We start from the raw sequence: 21,554 nt of genomic DNA on the forward strand, positions 1-21,554 counted from the left end.
CCATCAGAGCCATGCTGTCGCCAATGATTTAGGATATCGAACTTGAGTAATATCGACAAAAAATCTACTTCTCATCAAGCCTTTAGCAGCTTAACGTTAAAACCTGCCTTGCTCGATAATTTAGCTACCATGGGTTTTGAATCCATGACACCTATTCAAGCACAAAGTTTACCTGCTATTTTGAACGGGGAAGATGTGATAGGTCAGGGCAAAACCGGATCCGGTAAAACAGCCGCTTTTGGCCTAGGGTTACTCAATAAATTAGAAGTAAAACGTTTTTGTATTCAATCTGTCGTATTATGCCCTACTCGAGAGCTTGCCGATCAAGTCGCCAAAGAAATTCGTACGTTAGCACGAGGCATTCATAACATTAAAGTCTTAACCTTGTGTGGTGGTGTACCAATGGGCCCTCAGATCGGTTCGCTTGAACACGGCGCGCACATTATTGTCGGTACGCCTGGGCGTATTATCGATCACTTAGATCGCGGCCGTTTGACCTTAGACAATGTCACAACACTGATCTTAGATGAAGCAGACAGGATGCTAGAAATGGGCTTTCAGCCCTCACTCGATGCCATCATGGAACACATGCCAATAGAGCGTCAAACCTTGCTTTTTAGTGCGACATTTCCTAAGCAAATACAATCTATTGCAGAGCAAATCATGTTCAAACCCGTTATTTGTAAAGTGGAGTCCAATCACGATGGCGCGACCATTGAACAACATTTTTATGAAGTCAGTAATAACAATGCTAGGTTAAAAGCCGTTAAATTATTACTGCTTGAGCACAAGCCTGAAAGTGCTGTTATTTTTTGTAATACCAAACGTGATACTAAAGATGTGGCAGCAAACCTGATTAATGATGGCTTTAGTGTTGTCGCCTTACACGGTGATTTAGAGCAAAGAGATAGAGATCAAGCCTTATTACGATTTGCAAATAAAAGTATCTCTGTCATGGTCGCCACCGATGTCGCTGCTCGTGGTTTGGATATCGAAGCCTTAGATGCTGTAATTAACTATCACCTTGCCTTTGATACCGAAGTCCATATTCACCGTATTGGCCGTACAGGACGTGCGGGCAGTAAAGGCGCTGCCTTTAGCTTTTATAATAACGACGATGGCTATAAGGTTGCATTACTCGAAGATTACCTTGGCAGAGATATTGTCAATGAAGCGCTACCCAGCGAGAATTTACTGGATACTTTTCCTACTCAACCTATCATGACAACCTTGCAAATTGATGGCGGTAAGAAACAAAAATTGCGCCCAGGTGATATTTTAGGGGCATTAACAGGTGAAAATGGCATTGAAGGCAATGAAGTGGGTAAGATCAAAATTACCGATTATCGCGCTTACGTGGCCGTTAATCGTAAGGTCGCCAAAAAAGCCTTAAATAAAATCGTTAATGGTAAACTAAAAGGCAGAACGTATCGTGCATGGGAAATGCGTTAACGCCTGTTCCGTCCTGAGGTAAGTTGACATTAAAAAGCAGGTTTAGCACCTGCTTTTTAATCAACCCTTTATTTCTGATCTGCTGTCATATGTCGAGAGTTCTTGCTTTTAGGCTTATGCCCTCTTGCAACGTCCCCACTGCGCTGACCATCTTTATGTTCCGCTTTTCCACCTTGCTGATTAACCTTTCTTCGCGGTGAACCATTACTAGGTTTATGGCCTGAGTGAGAACGAGAGCGTGATTGACCCGGTTTATTTGGTTTTTTTCTGCCCTGCTCTGCTTTTTTTAATTGTGTTTCAGGTAATGAATGCGTCGGTACATAACCCTCAATCTCTTTGCGCGGTAAATGTTGCTGAATAAGTCGCTCAATATCTCTCAGCTGTTTGACTTCATCATCGCTCACTAAAGATACTGCTTGTCCGTTAGCCCCCGCTCGACCGGTACGCCCAATACGATGAACATAATCTTCAGGCACATTGGGTAAATCAAAATTGACCACTTGCGGTAACTGATCAATATCTAACCCTCTTGCCGCAATATCTGTCGCCACCAGCACTCGAATGTCACCCTTTTTAAAGTCAGCTAATGCTTTAGTACGCGCATTTTGACTCTTATTACCATGGATAGCAGCAGCGGTGATCCCTTTGGCTTCCAAATTTTTCGCTAACCGATTCGCACCGTGCTTTGTTCGACTAAAAACCAGCACTTGCTGCCAATTATCTTGTTTAATCAGCTTAACTAATACCGCTGCTTTTTGACCTTTATCAACGGGACAAATCCATTGCGTCACCGTATTCGCCGTAGCATTACGAGGTGTCACTGAAATCTCAACCGGATTATTCACTAATCCTTTGGCTAATTTCCTGATGTCATCGCTAAACGTCGCTGAAAACATCAAGTTTTGACGTTTTTTAGGTAACAGTGCTAATACCTTTTTAATATCGTGAATAAAGCCCATGTCTAACATTCTGTCAGCTTCATCGAGCACAAGTACTTCTAATTGATTAAAATTCATGGCATTTTGATTATACAAATCCAGTAAGCGCCCTGGTGTCGCCACCAAAATATCGACACCTCGAGCCAATTTACTTATCTGAGGGTTGATCCCTACACCACCAAAAACTATTGCACTTTTTATCGGTAAAAATTTTCCATAAGTTTCCACACTCTCGCCCACTTGAGCAGCCAACTCTCGTGTCGGCGTGAGCACTAATGATCTAACTTGTTTCGCTCCCGCTCGCGGTCCCTGACTTAACCTTTCTAATAGAGGTAAGGTAAACCCTGCTGTTTTGCCTGTGCCTGTTTGAGCTGCCGCCATGACATCTTTGCCCTCTATGACCGCTGGAATAGCTTGGGCTTGAATAGCAGAAGGGGTTTCATAGCCTTTTTGGGTTACCGCTTTTAATATAGCAGCAGATAAACCGAGGGAGGTAAAGCTCATATAATGCTCTCTTTTCGGCTGTTCATCAAAACTCAACATCGAACAAACAGCAATTTTCAAGGGGCCTGCACATGCGGGCGGCCGTGCAGCTTACAGCATTCCCTTTAAAAGCGCTAATATTAACAGGTTTGCTGGATGTTAAGTGCATCGCATATCAAAAATTCCAGCATCGACTTTATTTAAAGTTCTGTTCAAGTAAAACATTTTAACCATTGTTATATAAGGAAAATTACTAAGTGGGTTGCATGGATAATGATTATATGATTTATTCAATTTAAATTGTTTGATTTTTATTCATTAAAAAGATGTTGTTTCCGCTCTGTACGTGGTAACCTCGCGCTCCTCAATTTTAATGGCTATGGTATAAGCGCTTCTCGACTCATTTCATTGTTATCAATAAGGTCAGCTCTATAAACCTGATGATACACAATCAAGATAAGAGAACATAAACACGATATAATCGTTATCCAGCATAATTCATTCATGGATATAGCGAAATGAAACAAGCGATTATAGCTTATCATCTAGACGATGAAAGGCATTGGGTTGCCGAACTTGAATGCGGACATTTCCAGCACGTTAGGCACAATCCCCCTTGGATAAGCCGCCCTTGGGTTACCTCATCTCAAGGACGCGCGCAAATGCTAGGGTATCAATTAAATTGTAAGAAATGTGATATCAACGCGCCTAAAGATATATAATACTCAATAATGATGGTTTTCAAGACAAATGATTCATTAAAAATCATTTAGCAATAAGATTGAAAATAATAGTGCTCTGTAACTCTGAGCAATCTCTAAATTGTTTTTTATCAACATATTTTTAATGAAGTAATCAGTTTATTTGTAGGAAAGATGTAACATGACACAAAACAAAAAGTTTGATTTTCGCCTTATTCAAGAAAATGATACTTGGACAGCACAGATCACCAGACGCATGACTGCAAGAAAGACCGTTGTTTCTAAGAAAAAACAAGGTTTTGAAAGCGAAGCTGAAGCACAAAAATGGGCTGAAACACAATTACAAGCTTATTTAGACAATCTCGTTAAGCGTAATGATCGCCGCGCTAAACAACGTGAAGAACGTACACAAGCCCAAGAAGAAAAAGATTTAGCCGCAGCAAAATGGCGTGAATCAAAAGATGCCAGTGATTTTGGCGAAGGTGATCACGACTTCGATGAAGACAATGATGATTACGCTGATGATGAATAATCAGTAGATATTAAAATAGCGCCAAATGATGAAAGCATTTTTGTCATTTGGTTTTTTATTGATTTACTCCACTCTTTTGATCCTCTCCTAACATTCACGTTTCCTCTATTTGTAAACTCCCCTGCTCAAGTCAACTTAGTCATCACTAATCTACACTACAAAAAATCTATATATTAAACACAAAAAAAACACAGTATTCACGGATTTAGTTTAATCCATCTAAATTAATTCAACTCTATCGATAAACCCTATCATTGAAATGTAAAGGCAGATGGATAAGTAGACAATCAACAGAGAAATCCTTTATCTTTTTTGCAAGATTAACTTTATTTAACCTTATATTTCCTCGTTAAAGCTGCAGTTCAAAAAGGCTCAAATATCATGAAACCTCTACTCCCCTTATTCATTTCAAGTATGATTTTTCCTCTTTCAAGTATCGCCGCAGGATTCGGAGCAGGGTTAGGAGTCGGAGTCGGAGCAGGCACCGGGATCGGAGTCGGTTTAGGTGCTGGAGTCGGGGTGGGAATTGGCACCGTTTCAGCTTGTGCCTCAGTAGCAGGTGCGGGATCGGGAGCAATGTCAGGCGCAATAGCCGGTGCATTAGCTGCGGCAGGGGCATTTTCTCCAATACGAAACCCTATTAATAAAGCCAGTGCGGGAGATTTTTCAGCCGAGATCAGTGCAGCCTTTAGTGGCAGTATTGACTATTCCGCCAATATTTCCGTTTCAACATCAATTTTACCTTCAATCTCTATTTGCACATCAACTGCATCAGCCTATTCCATAGCCAGTTCGACAGCTTCAGCTACAGCCATTGTGACTGCCAGTGCTCTCGCCGTCCATCAACCTGGACAACAGGCTGATGGTAATATCGATACCTTATATCAATTCAGTTATGACTCTCAAGGCAATGTCATCCAAGCCAGTGCTGATTATGATACTCATGGCGAAGCAGATGCGATGACGACATACACCTACAATAATAATAACCAACGCCTCAGTGAAAGTAGAGATACTAACGCTTGTGGCGCTCAAGAAGCTTTATACACTTATACTTATAATGCTCAATCCCTGTTAACCTCTGCTACATTAGATACTGATGCCGATGGCGCTGCAAATGTGACTTATCAATATCGTTATGATGACAGTAATAATTTGATACAAGTCGATCAATATATCGACGCCAGTAATGCGCCTAAAAATGCATTTACTTATACCTATGACAACAGAGGAAACCGTCTTAGCGCAAGTTTAACTAAGAATGGAAATAGTGACATTGCGAGTGTAGAAACCTATCGTTACGATCAACAAAATAATTTACTCAGTGCGGCACTCGACAGTAACAATGACGGCATCAATGAACGTATTTACCGCTATCGCTACAATGCTGATAATCAACGTCTTAGCAGTAGTATTGAAAAAGTATTGAACAATCAATTAAAAACAACATTTAACGCAACCTATGTTTTTTCATATGATGAGAATAAAAGACTCATTGGCGCTGAGCTCACCACCAGTACCTCCTCACTCAATAATAAAAAAATAGCCAATATTCCCATCCAAGTTTGGACTTTTGAGTATGATACTAATAGCAATTTACTCTCTGCTAGCCTACAAAGTACTATCGCAAAAAAGGCACTGACACTATATTCTTTTACTTATGATAGTAATAACAACCCCCTTAGCTTAACCATAAGCCAAGGCACCACACCTATCAGCATTTATCAATATCGTTATAATGCCAATAACCAACTGATCACCGCCAGTGTCGATGATCAATAGCCACCATAACAATTGTCCTCACTCATTATCAACCTGGGTCATTTAGCAGATCCGTATAACCGTGATTTGACACCAATGAAACCTGAACGATTATCAGAAATAGCTATCATGCCAATAATCAACTGATAACGGGTAGTATCATTGAACAATAGCCAACATGGCCATCGTTCATGGCTATATTGGGGAGATACCCATGAGAATTAGCTACCTTTACGACCAAGAGCCTGTACTTCATTTTCCCATGCTGCTTCATTGTTTGGCTCTGCCAATATAATCGATCCCAATAACGTCAGCGCTGCTTTTTCAATTCCGCTAAACTGAAGTGTATAACGATCGAGCTGGGCAATAACGGGAGCCGCCTGTTCTTCTATGCCATCACTGGGTGTATCCATCGTCATGATTATTCTCGCCGTTTTCCCTTGTAATAATCGTACGGGGAACGGATTATCATCAATATAATTGAACGCAAAACCGGGCAAGAAGGTACGATCAAAAAGACCCTTTAATTTTGCAGGTATTCCTCCCCACCAAATAGGCGTCACAATGACAATATGCTCTGCCCATTGTATGGCTTGTTGAAAGTCACTTAAGCATGGCTCCAGTACTTGAATCGCATCATAACCAAAATCAAGACTGGGATTAAACACCATATTCGACAAGTTAAATTGCCTGATATCAAAATATTCGTTGGCCTGTATCGCATAGAGTTCGGCTAAATGTTGGCAATAGCTTCTGCTCTTAGGATTGCCATTTAACACTAATATTTTCTTCGTCATTTTACTCATTACCTGATTACTGTGAGTGAAATAACGATTTTAATCTCTCCTCTTTAGGGGAGAGTCAATGGGCAAGAGTCAATTTCTGCTAAACATTGCTCAACTCTTTTCACTTTTGCATTAAGCGCTTCCCTTTGTATCGCCAATTGCTGGTTAAGTTCTAACAAAAATGATCTCATCTTTGACCAATCTGGTAGGTCATTTTTATACACAATGACATTTTTCAACTGAGATAAGCTCGTACCCAATAATTTCGCTTCTTTAATGAGATTTAATACTTCGATATGAGATCCATTATACACTCGGTACTGGCCTTTTCTGGGCGGCATAATCAAGCCTTTTTCTTCATAAAAACGTATGGCTTTAATAGATAAGCCTGTTTTTCTCGCAACTTCACCAATGTACATATTTATCCTTTATAAGGGCTTTGAAGACGAATTCATCATGCCTGCAAATTTTAACCTTGAAACAAGCCTAAATAACAATGTTCTTTTTTAAAAAAGTAATCAATGAACTGACACGGTTCGACAAAGCTCTATTGCGATAATAAACAATATTAATCGGTTGCTCGACTTTAACTGTGCTAGCTGCAAACAATTGAACTAATCGCCCTGCTTGAATATCTTTATAGGTCATAAAATGTGACAAGCACACGATACCCGCACCATTTAACGCAAGTTGCCTGAGTGTTTCGCCGCTATCTGATGTGATATTGGCTTTAATATGAAAGAATTGATTTGAAGCATCGTAAATCGGCCATTTATTTAACTTCTCTAAGGAGCTAAAGCCCAATAACTGATGATCGGCTAAATCATCAATACTCTCAGGGGTGCCGTATTGCGCTAAATACTCAGGGCTGGCCAAAATCCGGACTTGACTTAACCCTAACGGGGTTGCCGTTAACGTTGAATCTGTTAACTCACCAATTCTCACGGCCACATCGGTACGTTGCTCTAATAAATCAATTAAATTGTCATTATTGACTAATTCTATTTCAACTTGCGGATAAGCGTTACTGTACTGGCCGATAATCGGCGCAATCACATGCAACATAAAAGGACTAGCGGCATCAATACGCAACTTACCCGACGGGATCCCTTTGCGTTGCAGCAACATTTCTTCAGCCGCTTCGAGATCATATAAAATGTCTCGCACTCTCGATAAATACTTCTCCCCTTCTACAGTGAGCTCTAATCGCCTTGTATTACGTCTAAATAGAGCAGTATCAAGCTTTTTTTCTAATCTTGATAGTGCACGACTAGCCGCAGACACGGTAATATTCAACTGCTCTGACGCCTGACTAATGGTGCCTTTATCCACAATACTCATGAAAGTATAAAGTTCATTGATCGTGACTTTCATTGTTGACCCTTACATGTTAATGACTTTTATCTTATTGAGTCTTTCAATTATTCAGTGTTGTCATTGTTGATTTTTTTGCAAATATATTTTGATCTTTAGTGAGTTTTTGTCAATCATAGCTTTATTTATAATCCTGTCCAATCAGCAATACAGTAAAGTACGGAGCAGGATAATGCATTTACCCACATTCGGTTTAGGAACCTTCAGACTACAAGATGACACTGTTATTCAATCTGTCACTCAAGCTCTCAAACTAGGCTATCGCGCCATTGATACAGCACAAATATATGATAATGAAAAAGCAATCGGCCTTGCTATAGAAAATAGTCAGGTTCATTCATCAAACATTCATTTAACCACGAAAATTTGGGTAGACAATTTATCCCAAAAGAAATTAATTCCGAGCCTAAAAAACAGCTTAAACAACTTGAAAGTTGATGCCGTGGATTTAACGTTAATTCATTGGCCTGCACCTCAAAACCCTATCCAAGTTGAGGAGTATATGTCGGCGTTATTAGAAGCAAAAACCTTAGGCCTGACGCGAAGAATAGGTGTTTCTAATTTCAATATCGATTTATTAAAGCAGGCTATCGCCATTGTGGGGGCGGAAAATATTAACACCAACCAAATTGAACTCAGTCCTTATTTACAAAATCGCCAATTAGTTGCCTTCATGCAAAGCCAAGGCATTACTGTCACCTCTTATATGACACTGGCCTATGGAAAAGTATTGCAAGATCCAATTATTCAAGACATCGCGCAAAAAAGGCAATACACACCAGCCCAAGTCGTATTGGCATGGGCAGTAACGAAAGGCTATAACGTCATTCCCTCCTCCACTAAAAAAGAGCATTTAGCCAGTAATTTTGAGGCTCAGCACATCACATTAAGCCTCGAAGACATATTACGCATTGATCAATTAGAGGCCAATAGTCGTGAAATTAATCCAGAATCACTCGCGCCCCTTTGGGATCAATAAACAGTAATAGGTCATTGATAATGAAAAAGATATTAATTTTAAATGGTGGAAAAAGTTTTGCTCATTCAAAGGGCGAACTCAATCACTGTATGGTCAATTTTGCGAAGCAGCACTTAATTGGCTTAAACCACCAAGTCAAAGTCACTAACATTGATCAAGGTTATGATATCGAGCCGGAAATCGAAAAATGGTTATGGGCAGATATCATTATTCAACAAACCCCCGCTTGGTGGATGGGCGTTCCCTGGACAGTCAAAAAGTATATCGATGATGTATTTACGCTTGGGCATGGTCGCCTCTATCAAAGTGATGGACGCTCACGCCACAATGCACAAAGCCAATACGGCTCAGGGGGCTTATTGCAAGGAAAGAAATATATGCTATCGGTCACTTGGAATGCACCAAAAGAGGCATTTACCGACACACAACAATTTTTTGAAGGTGCAGGGGTTGATGGAGTGTATTTAGCCATGCACAAAGCCCATCAATTTTTAGGCATGACGCCACTGGATACCTTCATGAGCAACGACGTCATTAAAAATCCAAATATTCATGCCGATCTCAAACGCTATAAACAGCACTTAGATCGAATATTTGTTGCATCAAATACATTAACTGCAACACATTAATATCGCCTAAGCACCGCCAAGCCCAGTCTACTTTTCACCGTTAAAATTTCATTTTGTATACAGATAGCTTCAATCTACTCCCCCCTCACCCCATACTATGGGGCTAGAGGGGGAAAGAAATGAGCTCTTATCCGTTATTCAATGTTTAGCTACTGACTGTAAAGCCGCATGAAAGTACAAAACAACCGCAATCGCTACGACATTAATACCCAATGCCCAAGGTTGCTCTAACTGGAAAAAACTAAAATTGAAAACGCTTCCTATCAGCGCCGCAAATTGAAACCCATCACTACTGGAAATCCAAAAATTGGCAAAAAATCCATTGGATAATTGATAGCCTAACACTGGTGACATAAAAATCGGCACTTGTGCTAACCAAAACAGTAAATTTGCTTTGATCGCGCCCACAGTCGTTTTTTCAAATAACCGAACCGCAACCACAATGCCTGCCACATAAAGGACTAAAAATACGACATAAATGAGATAACTGAACGCGCCACTAATACTCGCAAAACTCGCTGAAATGGAGGTGATCCCTAAAAAAGATCCACCTATGGTCGACACGGATAAAAAACGAACCATCCATTGATTTAACTCGACGACCTCATCATTTTCACTATTGAGTTCCTGCCTTGACGCTTCCACATCATGACACCTATTTTTTAATGCAGATTCTTTGGCCTGAATCATCTGACAGAGTGCTTGATACCTCTCAGGAAAAGCGTCTTTATTAATATCCATTTTCACTTGATACAGCTCATCCAATGAGCATGTTGAATAATCAAACATGTAACACTCTACCGACAACGTACAGAAAAAAGAGAGCTATATTACAATAAGTTAGGCTAAGATGTAATCACTCAATGTCATTTAATATCCGCCTATTATTGAACAATTAGAACCAGTTGAACTTTGATGATGATTTCTGCAGCGGTTTGGGGGTTATGTATACGAGGCAGAGCTTGTGTGGTGTAGTTGTTCTCGGCTTTGGTTCAAACATCGCTCTAGCTCCCCCATTCATGGAGTCGTACATAAACAAGCGATAACGTCGCAGAAAGGAGCCAAAAATGCTGACCGGAGGATCCGGCTAAACGTGTTTTACTCTGTGTTGTAGAGCCACTTTTCATAAACAAGAGAGCTTAGCCCACTCTTTTTGACTAGCAAAAAAGTGGAGCTTTACGGATTAAATGATCTCTTAAATAATCTTTGGTGCCATCACATCAACATATTGAAAGTGTGGAAACTTAGGCACTGACTCACCTTTTATCATTGATATCATCGCGCCAACGACCATTGACGCTGAGATGGAAGAAGAAATCGATAGTTGTGAGTCATAATCTACTTGGCTTTGATAATATTGGCTCGCACTGTTGACCAAGTAATCTTTCATCTTTCCTGAATGCAAAAGATGCTGCAAAATAGCCTCTTTAACGGCAGTATGCTCATCAACTTGGTAATGTTCCAGCCAACCAGGCGTTGTGTTATCCAAAATTGTCATGCCAGAACCAAAACCCAAATTAATGGGAAAGATCTCTGTTTTACCATGCTTTTCACAAATTTTATGCACTAATGGAAATTCTGGCGCATCAAAATCAATCGTATTAACGACAAAATCATGACTTGGAATAAGTTCATTTAACTCATTTCCTCTCAGGTACATAGGAATGACGTTCACATTAACAGTATCATCAATATTAGTCAGCCTTTGCCCAATGGCCTGCGCCTTATTCGTCCCCAAGTCTTTAGTAGTAAAATTTTGACGATTTAAATTACTCGCCTCAATGGTATCCCCGTCAGCAATCGTGATATGACGAATACCTGTTCTCAGCGCCACCTCAGCGACCACACCACCTATACCACATCCCACAATAAGAAGTTTAATGTCAGCAAGTTTTTGCTGCTCAATGTCTGAAATAAATAACCAATTACGTGAATAATCCATCACTATGCTCTCTCTATACTATTGCTGTCTTGATCGGCTTCGATTGAATGTAAATCCGCTTTCTGTTGAGTTCGGTAGGCGGGACCTGAATTAAACATGAGAAAAAACCGATACAAAGACACTTGAGCCCAAGTTTTAAAGGCCACCCAGGTATTAAACACCCCGACCTGAAGAATATCCTCTCCCTTTTCGGTATCAATCCAAGTGAGCACAAAACTGTTCACTGAATGACTAGCAGCCCGAGGAAGCTTATGAAAATTTTTCTCAAAGCCCATCTCATCTGTGTCTGAAGAAAGCACAAATCGCTTCTCGTCAAATACCACAGACTCTGGATTATGAAAGTATTTTTTCACATAGCCGTTCACTAAAGCATGAGCAACCTTTGTATAAGTGCGAATAGGAGGTTTAATTTGATTAGCCTGCTGAGTTGGCCAACCTTTCACAGTAAAACGACTAAAATTCTCAATTATTCGAGGCGTCGCGGAGATGTTTGTCGTATAAACACGGCGAAATTTACGAAAAATAATCTTAGCCAATCCCGCTGTTGCCAAGGCAATTAAATTGGTCCCGTTGTTTTCAAATATCACCACCAATCCTGCATGCACCACAGTCAGTCCATCTTGCTTGATGATCGGGCTGATCAAAAAGCCAATGGGCGTATTATTGTCCTTATAAAGGATCCCCACCACCATGCTTTTAAACTTAGTGCGGATCTGCTCAAGAGTATCATCACTCTCTAGTAATTTATGCTCAACAGAGTTTTTTGCCTGCCCATTAACGAGCAGCAATTCATGATGAATTTGTTGCAAGGTCATATCATCAAGATAGGCCCCTGGATTAAAATAATGACGCGTTGTTGTCGGTCCAAACCTGTCGATATACGTATGTTTCATTGCCGTTTCTCCCAAATATTCGGCGTAATATCCATTTGATAAAAATACTCTTTAGATGTATTTAAATATTGCCATTCACTATTTGACGGCTTCAATAAGCGATTGAACGACCGATAGAAATACATGACTCCTATAATAATCGCATCAATAATACCGCTGCATTTTTTCGGTTTTATGACTCATGGGTGAGCGAAAATTGACAGAAAAATGTCATTTGAATAATCAAGCTGTTAGACTAAACAATCCAATAGCAAAGCCTATTTTTTCACACATTCATGACTGCTAAACTCGCCTTCAAGATTCAGGTGAAACAATATATTGAAAATTGTAACAAGATGTAAATACTTATTTATCCATTTGTGATTGAGATCAAAAAATACTCGATGAGAATATAAACAGCATCACCTTTTTATCAATCATCACTGACAAGCCCTTGCATTTGAGTTTTCAGATTAAGAGGGCTTGAGATAATTAAGGGTTGAAATAGTTCAGAAAGTTAAGAACTTAGATAGCTAAGCAAAATAGTGGGCCAGACTCTAAGGTAGAGGCCAAAATTAGTTGACCACTTCAGAAAAATATCTATATCCTAATGTTTTATGTCTCACATAAGGTTGAAAAGATGAAAATCGAAAATAAAGCTAAAATGCTCATGATTTTTGCAAGTGTTGCTTTTTCCTCCGTAGCTAATGTGGCACCTCAACATAAAGTATCAAAAAAGGTCTTATTGATTGGTGTTGACGGAATTCAATATGAAAAAATGCTTGAAGTGCCAACACCTAATTTGGATAGTCTCAATATTATCAAAGCATATACAGGCGGAAAGCTTAATACAGCTACTCAGCAGGCAACCTTTTCAGGCCCGAGTTGGTCAACAATTTTAACCGGCGTCTGGGCTAACAAGCACAAAGTAACGGATAATAATACTCCTACAGCAGATCACAATTACCCATCTGTTTTCAAAGTACTCTTCCAGAATGGAAAGAGTTCAAGTGCATTAATTGCATGGCCAGAACCACTCCGTAATTATTTTACTTACGATCAACCTCTGCTTGATTACACATATTATCCGGATTATGACCGCAAAGATCTTAACCAATATAAGATAACCGATCAGAAAATTTCCTATATGTTTGAAAATTTAAAATTGAAATATAATTCAGATTTTGTTTTTGTTCATTTTGATCAGGCCGACGATATTGCTCACGAACTAGGTTTCTCAAATAAGTACCGTGAAGCAATAGAAAATTTAGATACATATATTGGTCGATTAATTAATACTGTTAAAAAATCCCCAAATGAAGATTGGCTGGTTCTGGTCGTTACAGACCATGGTCGTTCTCTTGAAAGTGGCGGCAAAACTCATGGGGGACAAACTTCAAACGAGCGTACTGTATGGATTGCGTCAAACAAAAAACTTTATACTACGAACGGGGAAGCTTCATTAGCTGATATAACTCCTACTATTTATGACTACTTGAATATCAAAGATAAGCCTATTCTTGATGGATCATCACTATTGTCGAAGTAACTATAGTGGATCTATGTAAGTACCTAAATTGAAGTTACCTTGTATCTAATTTTATTTTTGACCTTTCTCGATTACCTGACAGCCCAGTTCTTGCGCTGTCTAAATGGCTAAAATCAATCTTTGAAAGCTTTTAATTAAGCACTTAACTAATAATTGCTTTAATTTGATTTAAGAAATAAATCCCCTACAGTGATAAGGTTCATTATCACAGGTTTATTGGTGCTTAATTCCGCTTCCGTGATTAACAGTGAAATCCCTTCACCCGCTAATAACTATAAGCTTGCGGCAAAAAGACCTTACTGGTAATGAAAACGCAGTGCAACGATCGTTAATTTATCTTGAGTGGCCTTATACACTAAACGAAGCTCATCTGTGATCCGCCTAAACCAGTAAACCCGATAGGTTCTCTTTTAACCTTTCTGGCTTACCTATTCCTTCAAAGGTCATTCTTTTACAATCTTTAATGAGTAAGTTTATTCGTTTCAATATTTTCTTATCTTGTTGTTGCCAATAAAAGTAGTCATTCCAAGCATTATCTGAAAAAAGTAAATTCATTCGTCCAATAACTCTCGCTCTTGAGCCTGACCCTTTTCAACTTGTTGCACCGATCCTAGCAAGCGTTTTGCATTGACTGGATTTGACAGTAAGTATAAAGTTTCTTTCCAACTATTAAATTCAGACTCAGAAAACAGTACGACATTCTCAGCATCTCTACGATGTATCACCACATGCTCACAATCATCAACCACACTGTCACAAACAGATTTAAAATTACTTCTTACCTCTATAAAACTATAAACAGCCATAAATACCTCCACATGTACTATTTATTGTACGATTTAATATGAACACCCTCACTTGTACAGTTATAAGTACATCATTATTAGATTATTGATATCAGAGATATTGCTGCCACTAGGGTATGCTCAAATTGCATAAGCAGAAATATAATCCCTTTCATTTACCTCTACAACAATGCATGATGAAATGAAAATGTTCACTATCATTCAAAATGTAAGTGATGCTGAAATTATTAACACATTCAGATTCTTATCGTTAAAAGCAATCCAGAGATAATCTTCAAGTTCATCGCTAAAATAGTCATTGTTTGTGCTCGCTTTAAACACTTGCCAGTCGCTATCTAATCCACCAATAAAAACAAGCTTGATAACGTGTTCAAACACATCATTTTTAAAGCCATCAGGGATCACATCATTAGTACATCTAAATAATATATCATTGATTTTATTGCTAAAATTAGCAACTTTTCAGCCTGTGGCGTATTTATCATTAAGCTCACACACTTCAATACTGCCATCCCAATTCCCATAAAAATCGTCATGCTATGTTAATAGCTCTACTGATGCCTCAATTTTATTAGCCACTTTTTTATCTACTGTATAACGGCAAAAATTGAATAGTAAGTAAAACACCAATAAAACAAATCCTATTTCTCGAATTTAAATAATTAAGACTTGATTCAACCTAACTTGGGTTGATTCAGGTGTTGAACCATCAAAAATGAAACCTTTCCTTATTGGACAACATTAGTAAATCATAAAAAAACAAAAAAATAACCACTTAAAGCCAAAAAAACACACAAATATAAATTAATAAACACCAAGATAACTTTAACACAAACAAATAATTAACTATTATCTTTTTAGCTGCAATTCAGTAATCTACAAGTTAATATTTAATGATTCTACATTAAATTATATAACACTATTTATGACACTGAATATCGCTATTGCTGGCGCAGGTTTCACGGGAGCAATTATTGCTAACGAATTGGCTAAAGCAGGCCATCTAATTACAGTTTATGAGCCTCGTCCGCATATTGCTGGTAACTGCTATTCCTCCAGAGATGCAGATAGTAATATTATGCAGCATCATTTTGGACCTCATATCTTCCACACAGATAAAGAACATATTTGGGAGTATGTTACAAAACTGGGCGAATTCATGCCATTTACTAATAGAGTAAAGGCAATGAGCCAAGGTCAGGTTTACTCTTTGCCTATAAATTTACATACAATCAATCAGTTTTTTAATGAACAAATGTCACCGAATGAAGCTAAAGATTTCATCGAAGCACAAACGGATATTAATATTAATGAGCCTAAGAACTTTGAACAACAAGCGCAAAAAATGATTGGTGAGCCACTTTATGAGGCCTTTTTTAAACACTACACTATTAAGCAATGGGGTCGTTCACCTGATACTTTACCTGCGAGTATTTTAAAAAGATTACCCGTTAGATTTAATTACAATGATAACTATTTCAACCACCCTTTTCAGGGCATGCCTAAAGATGGTTATACTCCATTAATAGAAAAATTATTAGATCACCCCAATATAACTCTCAAGCTTAATGCGAAATTCAGCACCACAATGAAAAGCGACTTTAATCATACATTTTTTTCAGGGCCTTTAGATTCTTATTTTGAATACCGACTTGGAAGGTTACCTTATCGAACCCTAGATTTTTGTAAAGAACTTCATAAGGGCGACTATCAAGGTAATGCCGTCGTTAATTATTGTGATAATAGTCAATCTTTTACCCGAATCAGCGAGCATAAACATTTTGCTCCTTGGGAGGAGCATACCCATACAATAATATTCAAAGAATATAGTCGAGAGGCTACTCCAAATGACACCCCTTACTATCCTGTTAGGTTAAGCGAAAATAACTGCTTGTTAGAACGATACATCTCACTTGCCAAACAACAACACAATATAACCTTCGTGGGTCGATTAGGCACATATCGTTATTTAGATATGGATACCACGATTGATGAAGCATTGATTACCAGCAAAATTTTCTTAGACAATCTAGCCATTAAGCAAAAAATGCCCGTTTTCACCGCTCAGTAATAATACTTTAGGATTTAATAAATATGAAAAGATTTTTAGTCATTGCCCGAGTAGGCGATAACTCATTGCATCCGTATTGGCTGGAAAATGCAGAGCCACATTTTGACTTGTTTTTAAGTTACTTCGGTGATAAACCTGAATATTATCGGGTTCAAGCAGATTATTACGAACAGGTAAAAGGTGGTAAATGGCCAATGATACATCAACTTATTGAGAAAAACTGGGAGCTTATTTCTCAATATGAAGCCGTTTGGCTTCCTGATGATGACATAATGACCGATGCTTGTAATATCAATAAAATGTTCACTTTGTTTGATAGTTTTCATTTAGCTCTCGCACAACCAGCGCTAACAATGAACTCATACTTTTCCCATTCAAGCTTATTGCAGCAACCAAACTCAATACTACGCTTTTGTAATTTTGTTGAAGTGATGATGCCAATGTTCTCCGCTGATACGCTACGCTCCTTAAAAGCCACATTTGGTCAAAGTAGTTCTGGCTGGGGATTAGATTCCCTTTGGCCTTACCTTATTGATAATAAAAATTATAAAAAAATTGCTATTATCGATACTATCTCGGTAACTCACACTCGTCCTGTGGGTGGTGAACTATATAAGCTTAACCCAGAACTATCACCAAAAAAAGATGCGCAACAACTACAAACTTTATATCCGCAGTTCAATATTAGTCGTCGCTATTCACCAAATAAATTTAAAGTTTTCTGTCAAATTTCAATATCACGCCTTAACACCTCTTTGATTGCCAGCATTAAAGGCAAGTTACAACGTATTTTTTCAAAATATAAGGCTAAAACTCATCCAAAGTATCCTCAGGTTAGATCATAATGCCAAAATGCTTATTATCAATCATAATTAATTTTAAAATACTAAATACAACTAATAAGGCATGATCTCTTTCTCTGTCAACGCGATGTAATTACAATAAAAGTCACACCTGCGAATATGTGTAATTCGCAGGTCAATTATAGCACTATGAACATTTCGGCTAACGGAAAGGCTGACAATTATAGATAAAAGAATAAAAATCAACTTTAATAATACCTATGATAATCCATCTCATCACTGATAGAAAACACTCTAATTTTATCTTTTTCTTTTTGCTCTTAACACCTAGTTTGAATATAACAATAACCATCAAAGGCAGGGCGAAGGTTACAATAGTCACCGCTTTGAGCGCGAAAGATGGACGTCGAGCTGGCAGTTAAACATGAAGGTTGTTGGTTTTCATTTGAGCCTATAGGGCCAAAAATATTCCCGACATTTTAAGGCATTCCCTGCTATCCAGGCAGGTCAGATATTCACAGAGCATTACTTTTGTATTTACACAAAAGCCTGTGGCAGGCAATTGATACCCATTAAGGTTAAATTATCTACAGCCCGACCAAACACATCAACAACCTACAATGAAAGCATACTACCTTGGGCTATCAATACCGATTACAATCACTTCTAATAAATGACCTGATAGCTTCAATTACCTCAAATCGAAGCAGCGCATTGCTTTTTGCTTTTAAAATCCAGTGTAAACACGGTTGTGACCGTCCGTGACAAGGACGTCACGGCCGAAGCTATAGGGCCGAAAATGTTCCCGACATTTTCAGGCATTTCCTGCTATCCATGCTGGTCAGATACTTGCGCTGTGTCACAAACGAGTTTGCACATCAACCTGCGGCGGCAATTGATTCAACTTAAGTATTATCATTCGAATACACAGGCCCAATACCTAAAGAGTCAAAATCTCACTTATCTTCAATTAAGCGCAGCTTAATCCATCAAAATGTCGCCAGCCTTCATTCAAAGGCAGCACTCACTATCAAAGCATAAACAATCGAACCTGATCACAAGTAAATACCAATTTCGAAAAAAAAGCATCAATTTTTCTTTTAGATCAGTGTAGATACAATTTTTAGCTTCCAAAACAGGGATGTTTTGGCAGAGTCCACAAGGAAGTGCTTGTGACGTCTCAAAAATGGATCTGCACAAAAACCTGCGGCAGCAATTAATACCTATTAAGGTAAAATTATCCAAACCCAATCAAAAATAGATAGATCAACAACCCACGCATGCAACTTTGGGTTATCAAGGTAAGCCTAATCAGGTTTAAACACCCCAATCACATCACCTGTGGCTTTTTTCTCGATTTTTTCATCAGTTTGCTGCTCACGGTAATCGCACTCAACGCACTCTACGGTTTCAATGCCGTTCTCTTTAAATAAAACAATACTCTCTTTTGCTTTACATTTTGGGCATTTAGCACCGGCGACAAACCGCTTTTTAATTTTGGTATTCACGCTAAGCTAACTCAGTGATGTTTAATATCCACTATTTTGCCATAAAAACTTACCGAATATGCACTATTTATACTCTGTTGGTAGAAGTTAGGCCCATTTCTGAGCTATTATCTCTGTCCCATTTATTTCAGATCTCATTCAAGTCATCATCCATGATAAGTATCAATCAAGCACAACTTATTCGAGGTTCAAAAACCTTATTAAATGAGACTTCGCTCACCATTTATCCCGGCCATAAAGTCGGATTAGTGGGCGCGAACGGTACGGGTAAGTCTTCTTTATTAGCGCTTATTTTAGGACAGGTTCACTTAGATAAAGGCGACATTAACGTCCCCAGTGGCTGGGAAATTGCCACTGTGGCTCAAGAAACCCCCGCTCTTGATGTCTCTGCTATCAATTATGTCATTGATGGTGATTTGGAATATCGACAACTTGAGGCTGAATTAGACAAAGCACAAAGAGAGGATAATGGCCATAATATTGCCGTTATTCATGGCAAAATTGATGCTATTGGTGGTTATGCCATTCACTCTCGCGCCGCAAGTTTGTTAGCGGGGCTAGGATTTAGCGAAGCCAAACAAAATGATCCTGTAAAGAGTTTTTCTGGGGGCTGGCGCATGCGCTTGAACCTCGCACAAGCACTGCTGTGTCGCTCGGATTTATTATTACTCGATGAGCCCACTAACCACCTTGATTTAGATACCATGTATTGGTTAGAAGGTTGGATTAAAGCCTACCAAGGCACGCTAATATTAATCAGCCATGACAGAGATTTTATCGACGGTATTGTGGATGAAATTGTGCATGTTGAAAACCAAAAACTCAATTATTACAAAGGCAATTATACCGCTTTTGAACGCATTCGCGCCGAACGCATGGCTCAGCAACAAGTGGCTTTTGAACGCCAACAGAAAGAGCGGGCTCATATGCAATCTTTTGTGGACCGCTTTCGCTATAAAGCCAGCAAAGCCAAACAAGCCCAAAGTCGCTTAAAAGCGTTAGAACGTATGGCTGAGTTACTGCCTTCTCATGCTGATAGCCAATTTTCGATGGCTTTTAGAAAGCCCGACGCCTTGCCTAATCCATTGGTAACCATGGAGCAAGTGTCAGTAGGCTATGGCGATACGGAGATTTTAAAGCGGGTACACCTTAACTTAGTACCTGGCGCCAGAATTGGTTTGCTCGGCCGAAATGGTGCAGGTAAATCAACCCTGATTAAGCTGTTATCTGAAGAGCTTAAGCCCATGACAGGAAAGTATGAAACCAACCCTGGACTCAACATAGGTTACTTTGCTCAACACCAATTGGAGTTTTTACGCTTAGATGACTCGCCATTACAACATCTGATGCGCCTCGCGCCCACAAAACGTGAACAAGAACTTAGGGATTTCTTAGGCGGCTATGGTTTTAATGGTGAAATGGCGCTGGCGCCAGTTAGACCGTTTTCCGGTGGTGAAAAAGCCCGCTTGGTATTGGCTTTATTAGTATGGCAGCGCCCTAACTTATTATTACTCGATGAGCCGACCAACCACTTAGATTTAGAGATGCGCCATGCCCTCACCTTGGCATTGCAAACCTTTGAAGGAGCAATGATCATTGTCTCGCACGATAGGCATTTACTTCGCCTGAGCTGCAGTGATTATTATTTAGTGGACCAAGGTGAAGTGCGCAGCTTTAATGGGGATTTAGATGATTATCACCAATGGCTACTGGATGCCGCCAAAGAAGAAAATAAAAAGCTAGCCAGTATGGATGCCACACCTGCTCAAGATAAAAAACAACAAAAAAGAATAGAAGCAGAGTTACGTAAACAACTTTCGCCCATTAAGAAACAGCAAACTAAATTGGAAAAGCAGCAGCAAAAAGCCAGCGATAGACTGATCGCTCTTGAAGCGCAACTGGCAGAAACCAGCCTTTATGATGCGGATAACAAAGCGCAATTAACACAGGTACTCACAGAGCGCACCCAGTTAACTCAAGACTTAGAGGCCAGTGAAATGGAGTGGCTGACGTTGCAAGAGCAAATAGAAGACATAGAGCAAGCGGCGAGCATAAACGGCTAATCTATACCCGTGATACTTGAAGATGCATGTTTTCAGAGCCTGTAAAAGTGCCTAATTCAAGGCGTATTATTGCAAGAATGCTTATTGCCTTTTAAGGTGATGCAACGCAGAAGTAGGTGATTTTACAGGCTCCCAAAGGGCTGGTTTAAAAGCCTTTTACACTGCGTTATTGAACATCAGCTTAGAATGACTAGGCACGCTGTTCAAAGCCTTGCCTAAAAGGCTTTTAATTTCAGCTGAATCCTGCATCTTCAAGTATCACGGGTATAGCTAGTTAAAATAGACAGTGAATTGAGCAAGAGAAAC

General features: G+C 39.1%; 19 protein-coding genes and 1 pseudogene. 10 read left to right on the forward strand and 10 right to left on the reverse strand.

All coding sequences use genetic code 11. The annotated features are described in order from the left end of the window. Nucleotides 1–42: 42 nt before the first annotated feature. Nucleotides 43–1,452 (forward strand): ATP-dependent RNA helicase DbpA, encoded by a 1,410-nt coding sequence (gene dbpA / locus Q0779_RS08420; RefSeq protein WP_298771571.1) that lies wholly within the window; start codon nt 43–45, stop codon nt 1,450–1,452. Nucleotides 1,453–1,520: 68 nt separating this feature from the next. Here the strand turns inward: dbpA and Q0779_RS08425 are convergent, their stop codons facing one another. Then, the gene (locus tag Q0779_RS08425) at nt 1,521–2,894 is read right to left on the reverse strand and encodes a DEAD/DEAH box helicase (RefSeq protein WP_298771573.1); all 1,374 of its coding nucleotides are present in this window, start codon (nt 2,892–2,894) and stop codon (nt 1,521–1,523) included. Between the two features lie 497 nt (nt 2,895–3,391). Here Q0779_RS08425 and Q0779_RS08430 point away from each other — a divergent pair, with 497 nt between their 5' ends. From Q0779_RS08430 to Q0779_RS08440, 3 genes are all read left to right on the forward strand, one after another. Beyond that, complete coding sequence (locus tag Q0779_RS08430; protein ID WP_298771575.1) at nt 3,392–3,595, forward strand: DUF3565 domain-containing protein; 204 nt, start codon at nt 3,392–3,394, stop codon at nt 3,593–3,595. A 160-nt stretch (nt 3,596–3,755) separates the two neighbouring features. After that, nucleotides 3,756–4,106 (forward strand): DUF3622 domain-containing protein, encoded by a 351-nt coding sequence (locus Q0779_RS08435; protein ID WP_298771577.1) that lies wholly within the window; start codon nt 3,756–3,758, stop codon nt 4,104–4,106. A 381-nt stretch (nt 4,107–4,487) separates the two neighbouring features. Beyond that, nucleotides 4,488–5,888 carry a hypothetical protein gene (locus tag Q0779_RS08440; RefSeq protein ID WP_298771579.1) on the forward strand — a complete coding sequence of 467 codons (1,401 nt, stop codon included), beginning with the start codon at nt 4,488–4,490 and terminating at the stop codon, nt 5,886–5,888. Nucleotides 5,889–6,088: 200 nt separating this feature from the next. Here Q0779_RS08440 and Q0779_RS08445 read toward each other — a convergent pair whose 3' ends face one another. The 3 genes from Q0779_RS08445 to Q0779_RS08455 form a co-directional block, all read right to left on the reverse strand. Then, entirely contained in the window at nt 6,089–6,664 is a 576-nt protein-coding gene (locus Q0779_RS08445; protein ID WP_298771581.1) for an NAD(P)H-dependent oxidoreductase, read from the reverse strand. 53 nt (nt 6,665–6,717) lie between these two features. Further along, nucleotides 6,718–7,071: a MerR family transcriptional regulator gene (locus Q0779_RS08450; protein ID WP_298771583.1), complete on the reverse strand. Its 354-nt coding sequence runs from the start codon at nt 7,069–7,071 to the stop codon at nt 6,718–6,720. Between the two features lie 67 nt (nt 7,072–7,138). Beyond that, entirely contained in the window at nt 7,139–8,026 is an 888-nt protein-coding gene (locus tag Q0779_RS08455; protein WP_298771586.1) for a LysR family transcriptional regulator, read from the reverse strand. 172 nt (nt 8,027–8,198) lie between these two features. Here Q0779_RS08455 and dkgB point away from each other — a divergent pair, with 172 nt between their 5' ends. Beyond that, a complete protein-coding gene (gene dkgB / locus Q0779_RS08460) occupies nt 8,199–9,005 on the forward strand; it encodes a 2,5-didehydrogluconate reductase DkgB (RefSeq protein WP_298771588.1) in 807 nt (268 codons plus the stop codon). 20 nt (nt 9,006–9,025) lie between these two features. Beyond that, nucleotides 9,026–9,634, forward strand: coding sequence for an NAD(P)H-dependent oxidoreductase (locus tag Q0779_RS08465; RefSeq protein ID WP_298771590.1), 609 nt, complete (start codon nt 9,026–9,028; stop codon nt 9,632–9,634). A gap of 138 nt (nt 9,635–9,772) precedes the next feature. On the opposite strand, the gene Q0779_RS08470 is transcribed toward Q0779_RS08465, so the two are convergent. The 3 genes from Q0779_RS08470 to Q0779_RS08480 all read right to left on the reverse strand — a co-directional run bounded on the left by Q0779_RS08470 (nt 9,773) and on the right by Q0779_RS08480 (nt 12,469). Continuing rightward, on the reverse strand, nt 9,773–10,423 hold the full coding sequence (locus Q0779_RS08470) for a hypothetical protein (RefSeq protein WP_298771592.1): 651 nt from the start codon (nt 10,421–10,423) through the stop codon (nt 9,773–9,775). Between the two features lie 406 nt (nt 10,424–10,829). Next, nucleotides 10,830–11,576, reverse strand: a complete 747-nt coding sequence (locus tag Q0779_RS08475; RefSeq protein ID WP_298771595.1) for a ThiF family adenylyltransferase — start codon at nt 11,574–11,576, stop codon at nt 10,830–10,832. 2 nt (nt 11,577–11,578) lie between these two features. Beyond that, nucleotides 11,579–12,469 (reverse strand): hypothetical protein, encoded by an 891-nt coding sequence (locus tag Q0779_RS08480; RefSeq protein WP_298771597.1) that lies wholly within the window; start codon nt 12,467–12,469, stop codon nt 11,579–11,581. A 619-nt stretch (nt 12,470–13,088) separates the two neighbouring features. On the opposite strand from Q0779_RS08480, the gene Q0779_RS08485 reads away from it, so the two are divergent. Further along, a complete protein-coding gene (locus Q0779_RS08485; protein WP_298771599.1) occupies nt 13,089–13,997 on the forward strand; it encodes an alkaline phosphatase family protein in 909 nt (302 codons plus the stop codon). 296 nt (nt 13,998–14,293) lie between these two features. Here Q0779_RS08485 and Q0779_RS08490 read toward each other — a convergent pair. Then, nucleotides 14,294–14,552, reverse strand: a pseudogene (locus Q0779_RS08490) (Txe/YoeB family addiction module toxin). Continuing rightward, nucleotides 14,549–14,803: a type II toxin-antitoxin system Phd/YefM family antitoxin gene (locus tag Q0779_RS08495; RefSeq protein ID WP_298771601.1), complete on the reverse strand. Its 255-nt coding sequence runs from the start codon at nt 14,801–14,803 to the stop codon at nt 14,549–14,551. The pseudogene Q0779_RS08490 and the gene Q0779_RS08495 overlap by 4 nt, the downstream one beginning before the upstream one ends. A gap of 925 nt (nt 14,804–15,728) precedes the next feature. Here Q0779_RS08495 and glf point away from each other — a divergent pair. After that, on the forward strand, nt 15,729–16,874 hold the full coding sequence (gene glf, locus Q0779_RS08500; RefSeq protein WP_298771603.1) for a UDP-galactopyranose mutase: 1,146 nt from the start codon (nt 15,729–15,731) through the stop codon (nt 16,872–16,874). 23 nt (nt 16,875–16,897) lie between these two features. Beyond that, nucleotides 16,898–17,719, forward strand: coding sequence for a hypothetical protein (locus Q0779_RS08505; RefSeq protein ID WP_298771605.1), 822 nt, complete (start codon nt 16,898–16,900; stop codon nt 17,717–17,719). A gap of 1,265 nt (nt 17,720–18,984) precedes the next feature. On the opposite strand, the gene Q0779_RS08510 is transcribed toward Q0779_RS08505, so the two are convergent. Next, nucleotides 18,985–19,185, reverse strand: a complete 201-nt coding sequence (locus Q0779_RS08510; RefSeq protein WP_298771607.1) for a YheV family putative zinc ribbon protein — start codon at nt 19,183–19,185, stop codon at nt 18,985–18,987. A 152-nt stretch (nt 19,186–19,337) separates the two neighbouring features. Here Q0779_RS08510 and Q0779_RS08515 point away from each other — a divergent pair, with 152 nt between their 5' ends. Continuing rightward, the gene (locus Q0779_RS08515; RefSeq protein ID WP_298771609.1) at nt 19,338–21,248 is read left to right on the forward strand and encodes an ABC transporter ATP-binding protein; all 1,911 of its coding nucleotides are present in this window, start codon (nt 19,338–19,340) and stop codon (nt 21,246–21,248) included. Nucleotides 21,249–21,554 lie beyond the last annotated feature (306 nt).

It is taken from the genome of uncultured Shewanella sp., assembly GCF_947491715.1.
GTDB lineage: Bacteria > Pseudomonadota > Gammaproteobacteria > Enterobacterales > Shewanellaceae > Shewanella.

Coding starts and splice junctions, on each gene's coding strand:
- Q0779_RS08445 (WP_298771581.1), bottom strand. CDS start 6,664: ATGACGAAGAAAATATTAGTGTTAAATGGCAATCCTAAGAGCAGAAGC.
- Q0779_RS08465 (WP_298771590.1), top strand. CDS start 9,026: ATGAAAAAGATATTAATTTTAAATGGTGGAAAAAGTTTTGCTCATTCA.
- Q0779_RS08440 (WP_298771579.1), top strand. CDS start 4,488: ATGAAACCTCTACTCCCCTTATTCATTTCAAGTATGATTTTTCCTCTT.
- Q0779_RS08425 (WP_298771573.1), bottom strand. CDS start 2,894: ATGAGCTTTACCTCCCTCGGTTTATCTGCTGCTATATTAAAAGCGGTA.
- Q0779_RS08450 (WP_298771583.1), bottom strand. CDS start 7,071: ATGTACATTGGTGAAGTTGCGAGAAAAACAGGCTTATCTATTAAAGCC.
- Q0779_RS08475 (WP_298771595.1), bottom strand. CDS start 11,576: ATGGATTATTCACGTAATTGGTTATTTATTTCAGACATTGAGCAGCAA.
- Q0779_RS08505 (WP_298771605.1), top strand. CDS start 16,898: ATGAAAAGATTTTTAGTCATTGCCCGAGTAGGCGATAACTCATTGCAT.
- Q0779_RS08480 (WP_298771597.1), bottom strand. CDS start 12,469: ATGAAACATACGTATATCGACAGGTTTGGACCGACAACAACGCGTCAT.
- dkgB (WP_298771588.1), top strand. CDS start 8,199: ATGCATTTACCCACATTCGGTTTAGGAACCTTCAGACTACAAGATGAC.
- glf (WP_298771603.1), top strand. CDS start 15,729: ATGACACTGAATATCGCTATTGCTGGCGCAGGTTTCACGGGAGCAATT.
- Q0779_RS08495 (WP_298771601.1), bottom strand. CDS start 14,803: ATGGCTGTTTATAGTTTTATAGAGGTAAGAAGTAATTTTAAATCTGTT.
- Q0779_RS08515 (WP_298771609.1), top strand. CDS start 19,338: ATGATAAGTATCAATCAAGCACAACTTATTCGAGGTTCAAAAACCTTA.
- Q0779_RS08470 (WP_298771592.1), bottom strand. CDS start 10,423: ATGTTTGATTATTCAACATGCTCATTGGATGAGCTGTATCAAGTGAAA.
- Q0779_RS08485 (WP_298771599.1), top strand. CDS start 13,089: ATGAAAATCGAAAATAAAGCTAAAATGCTCATGATTTTTGCAAGTGTT.
- Q0779_RS08455 (WP_298771586.1), bottom strand. CDS start 8,026: ATGAAAGTCACGATCAATGAACTTTATACTTTCATGAGTATTGTGGAT.
- Q0779_RS08430 (WP_298771575.1), top strand. CDS start 3,392: ATGAAACAAGCGATTATAGCTTATCATCTAGACGATGAAAGGCATTGG.
- Q0779_RS08435 (WP_298771577.1), top strand. CDS start 3,756: ATGACACAAAACAAAAAGTTTGATTTTCGCCTTATTCAAGAAAATGAT.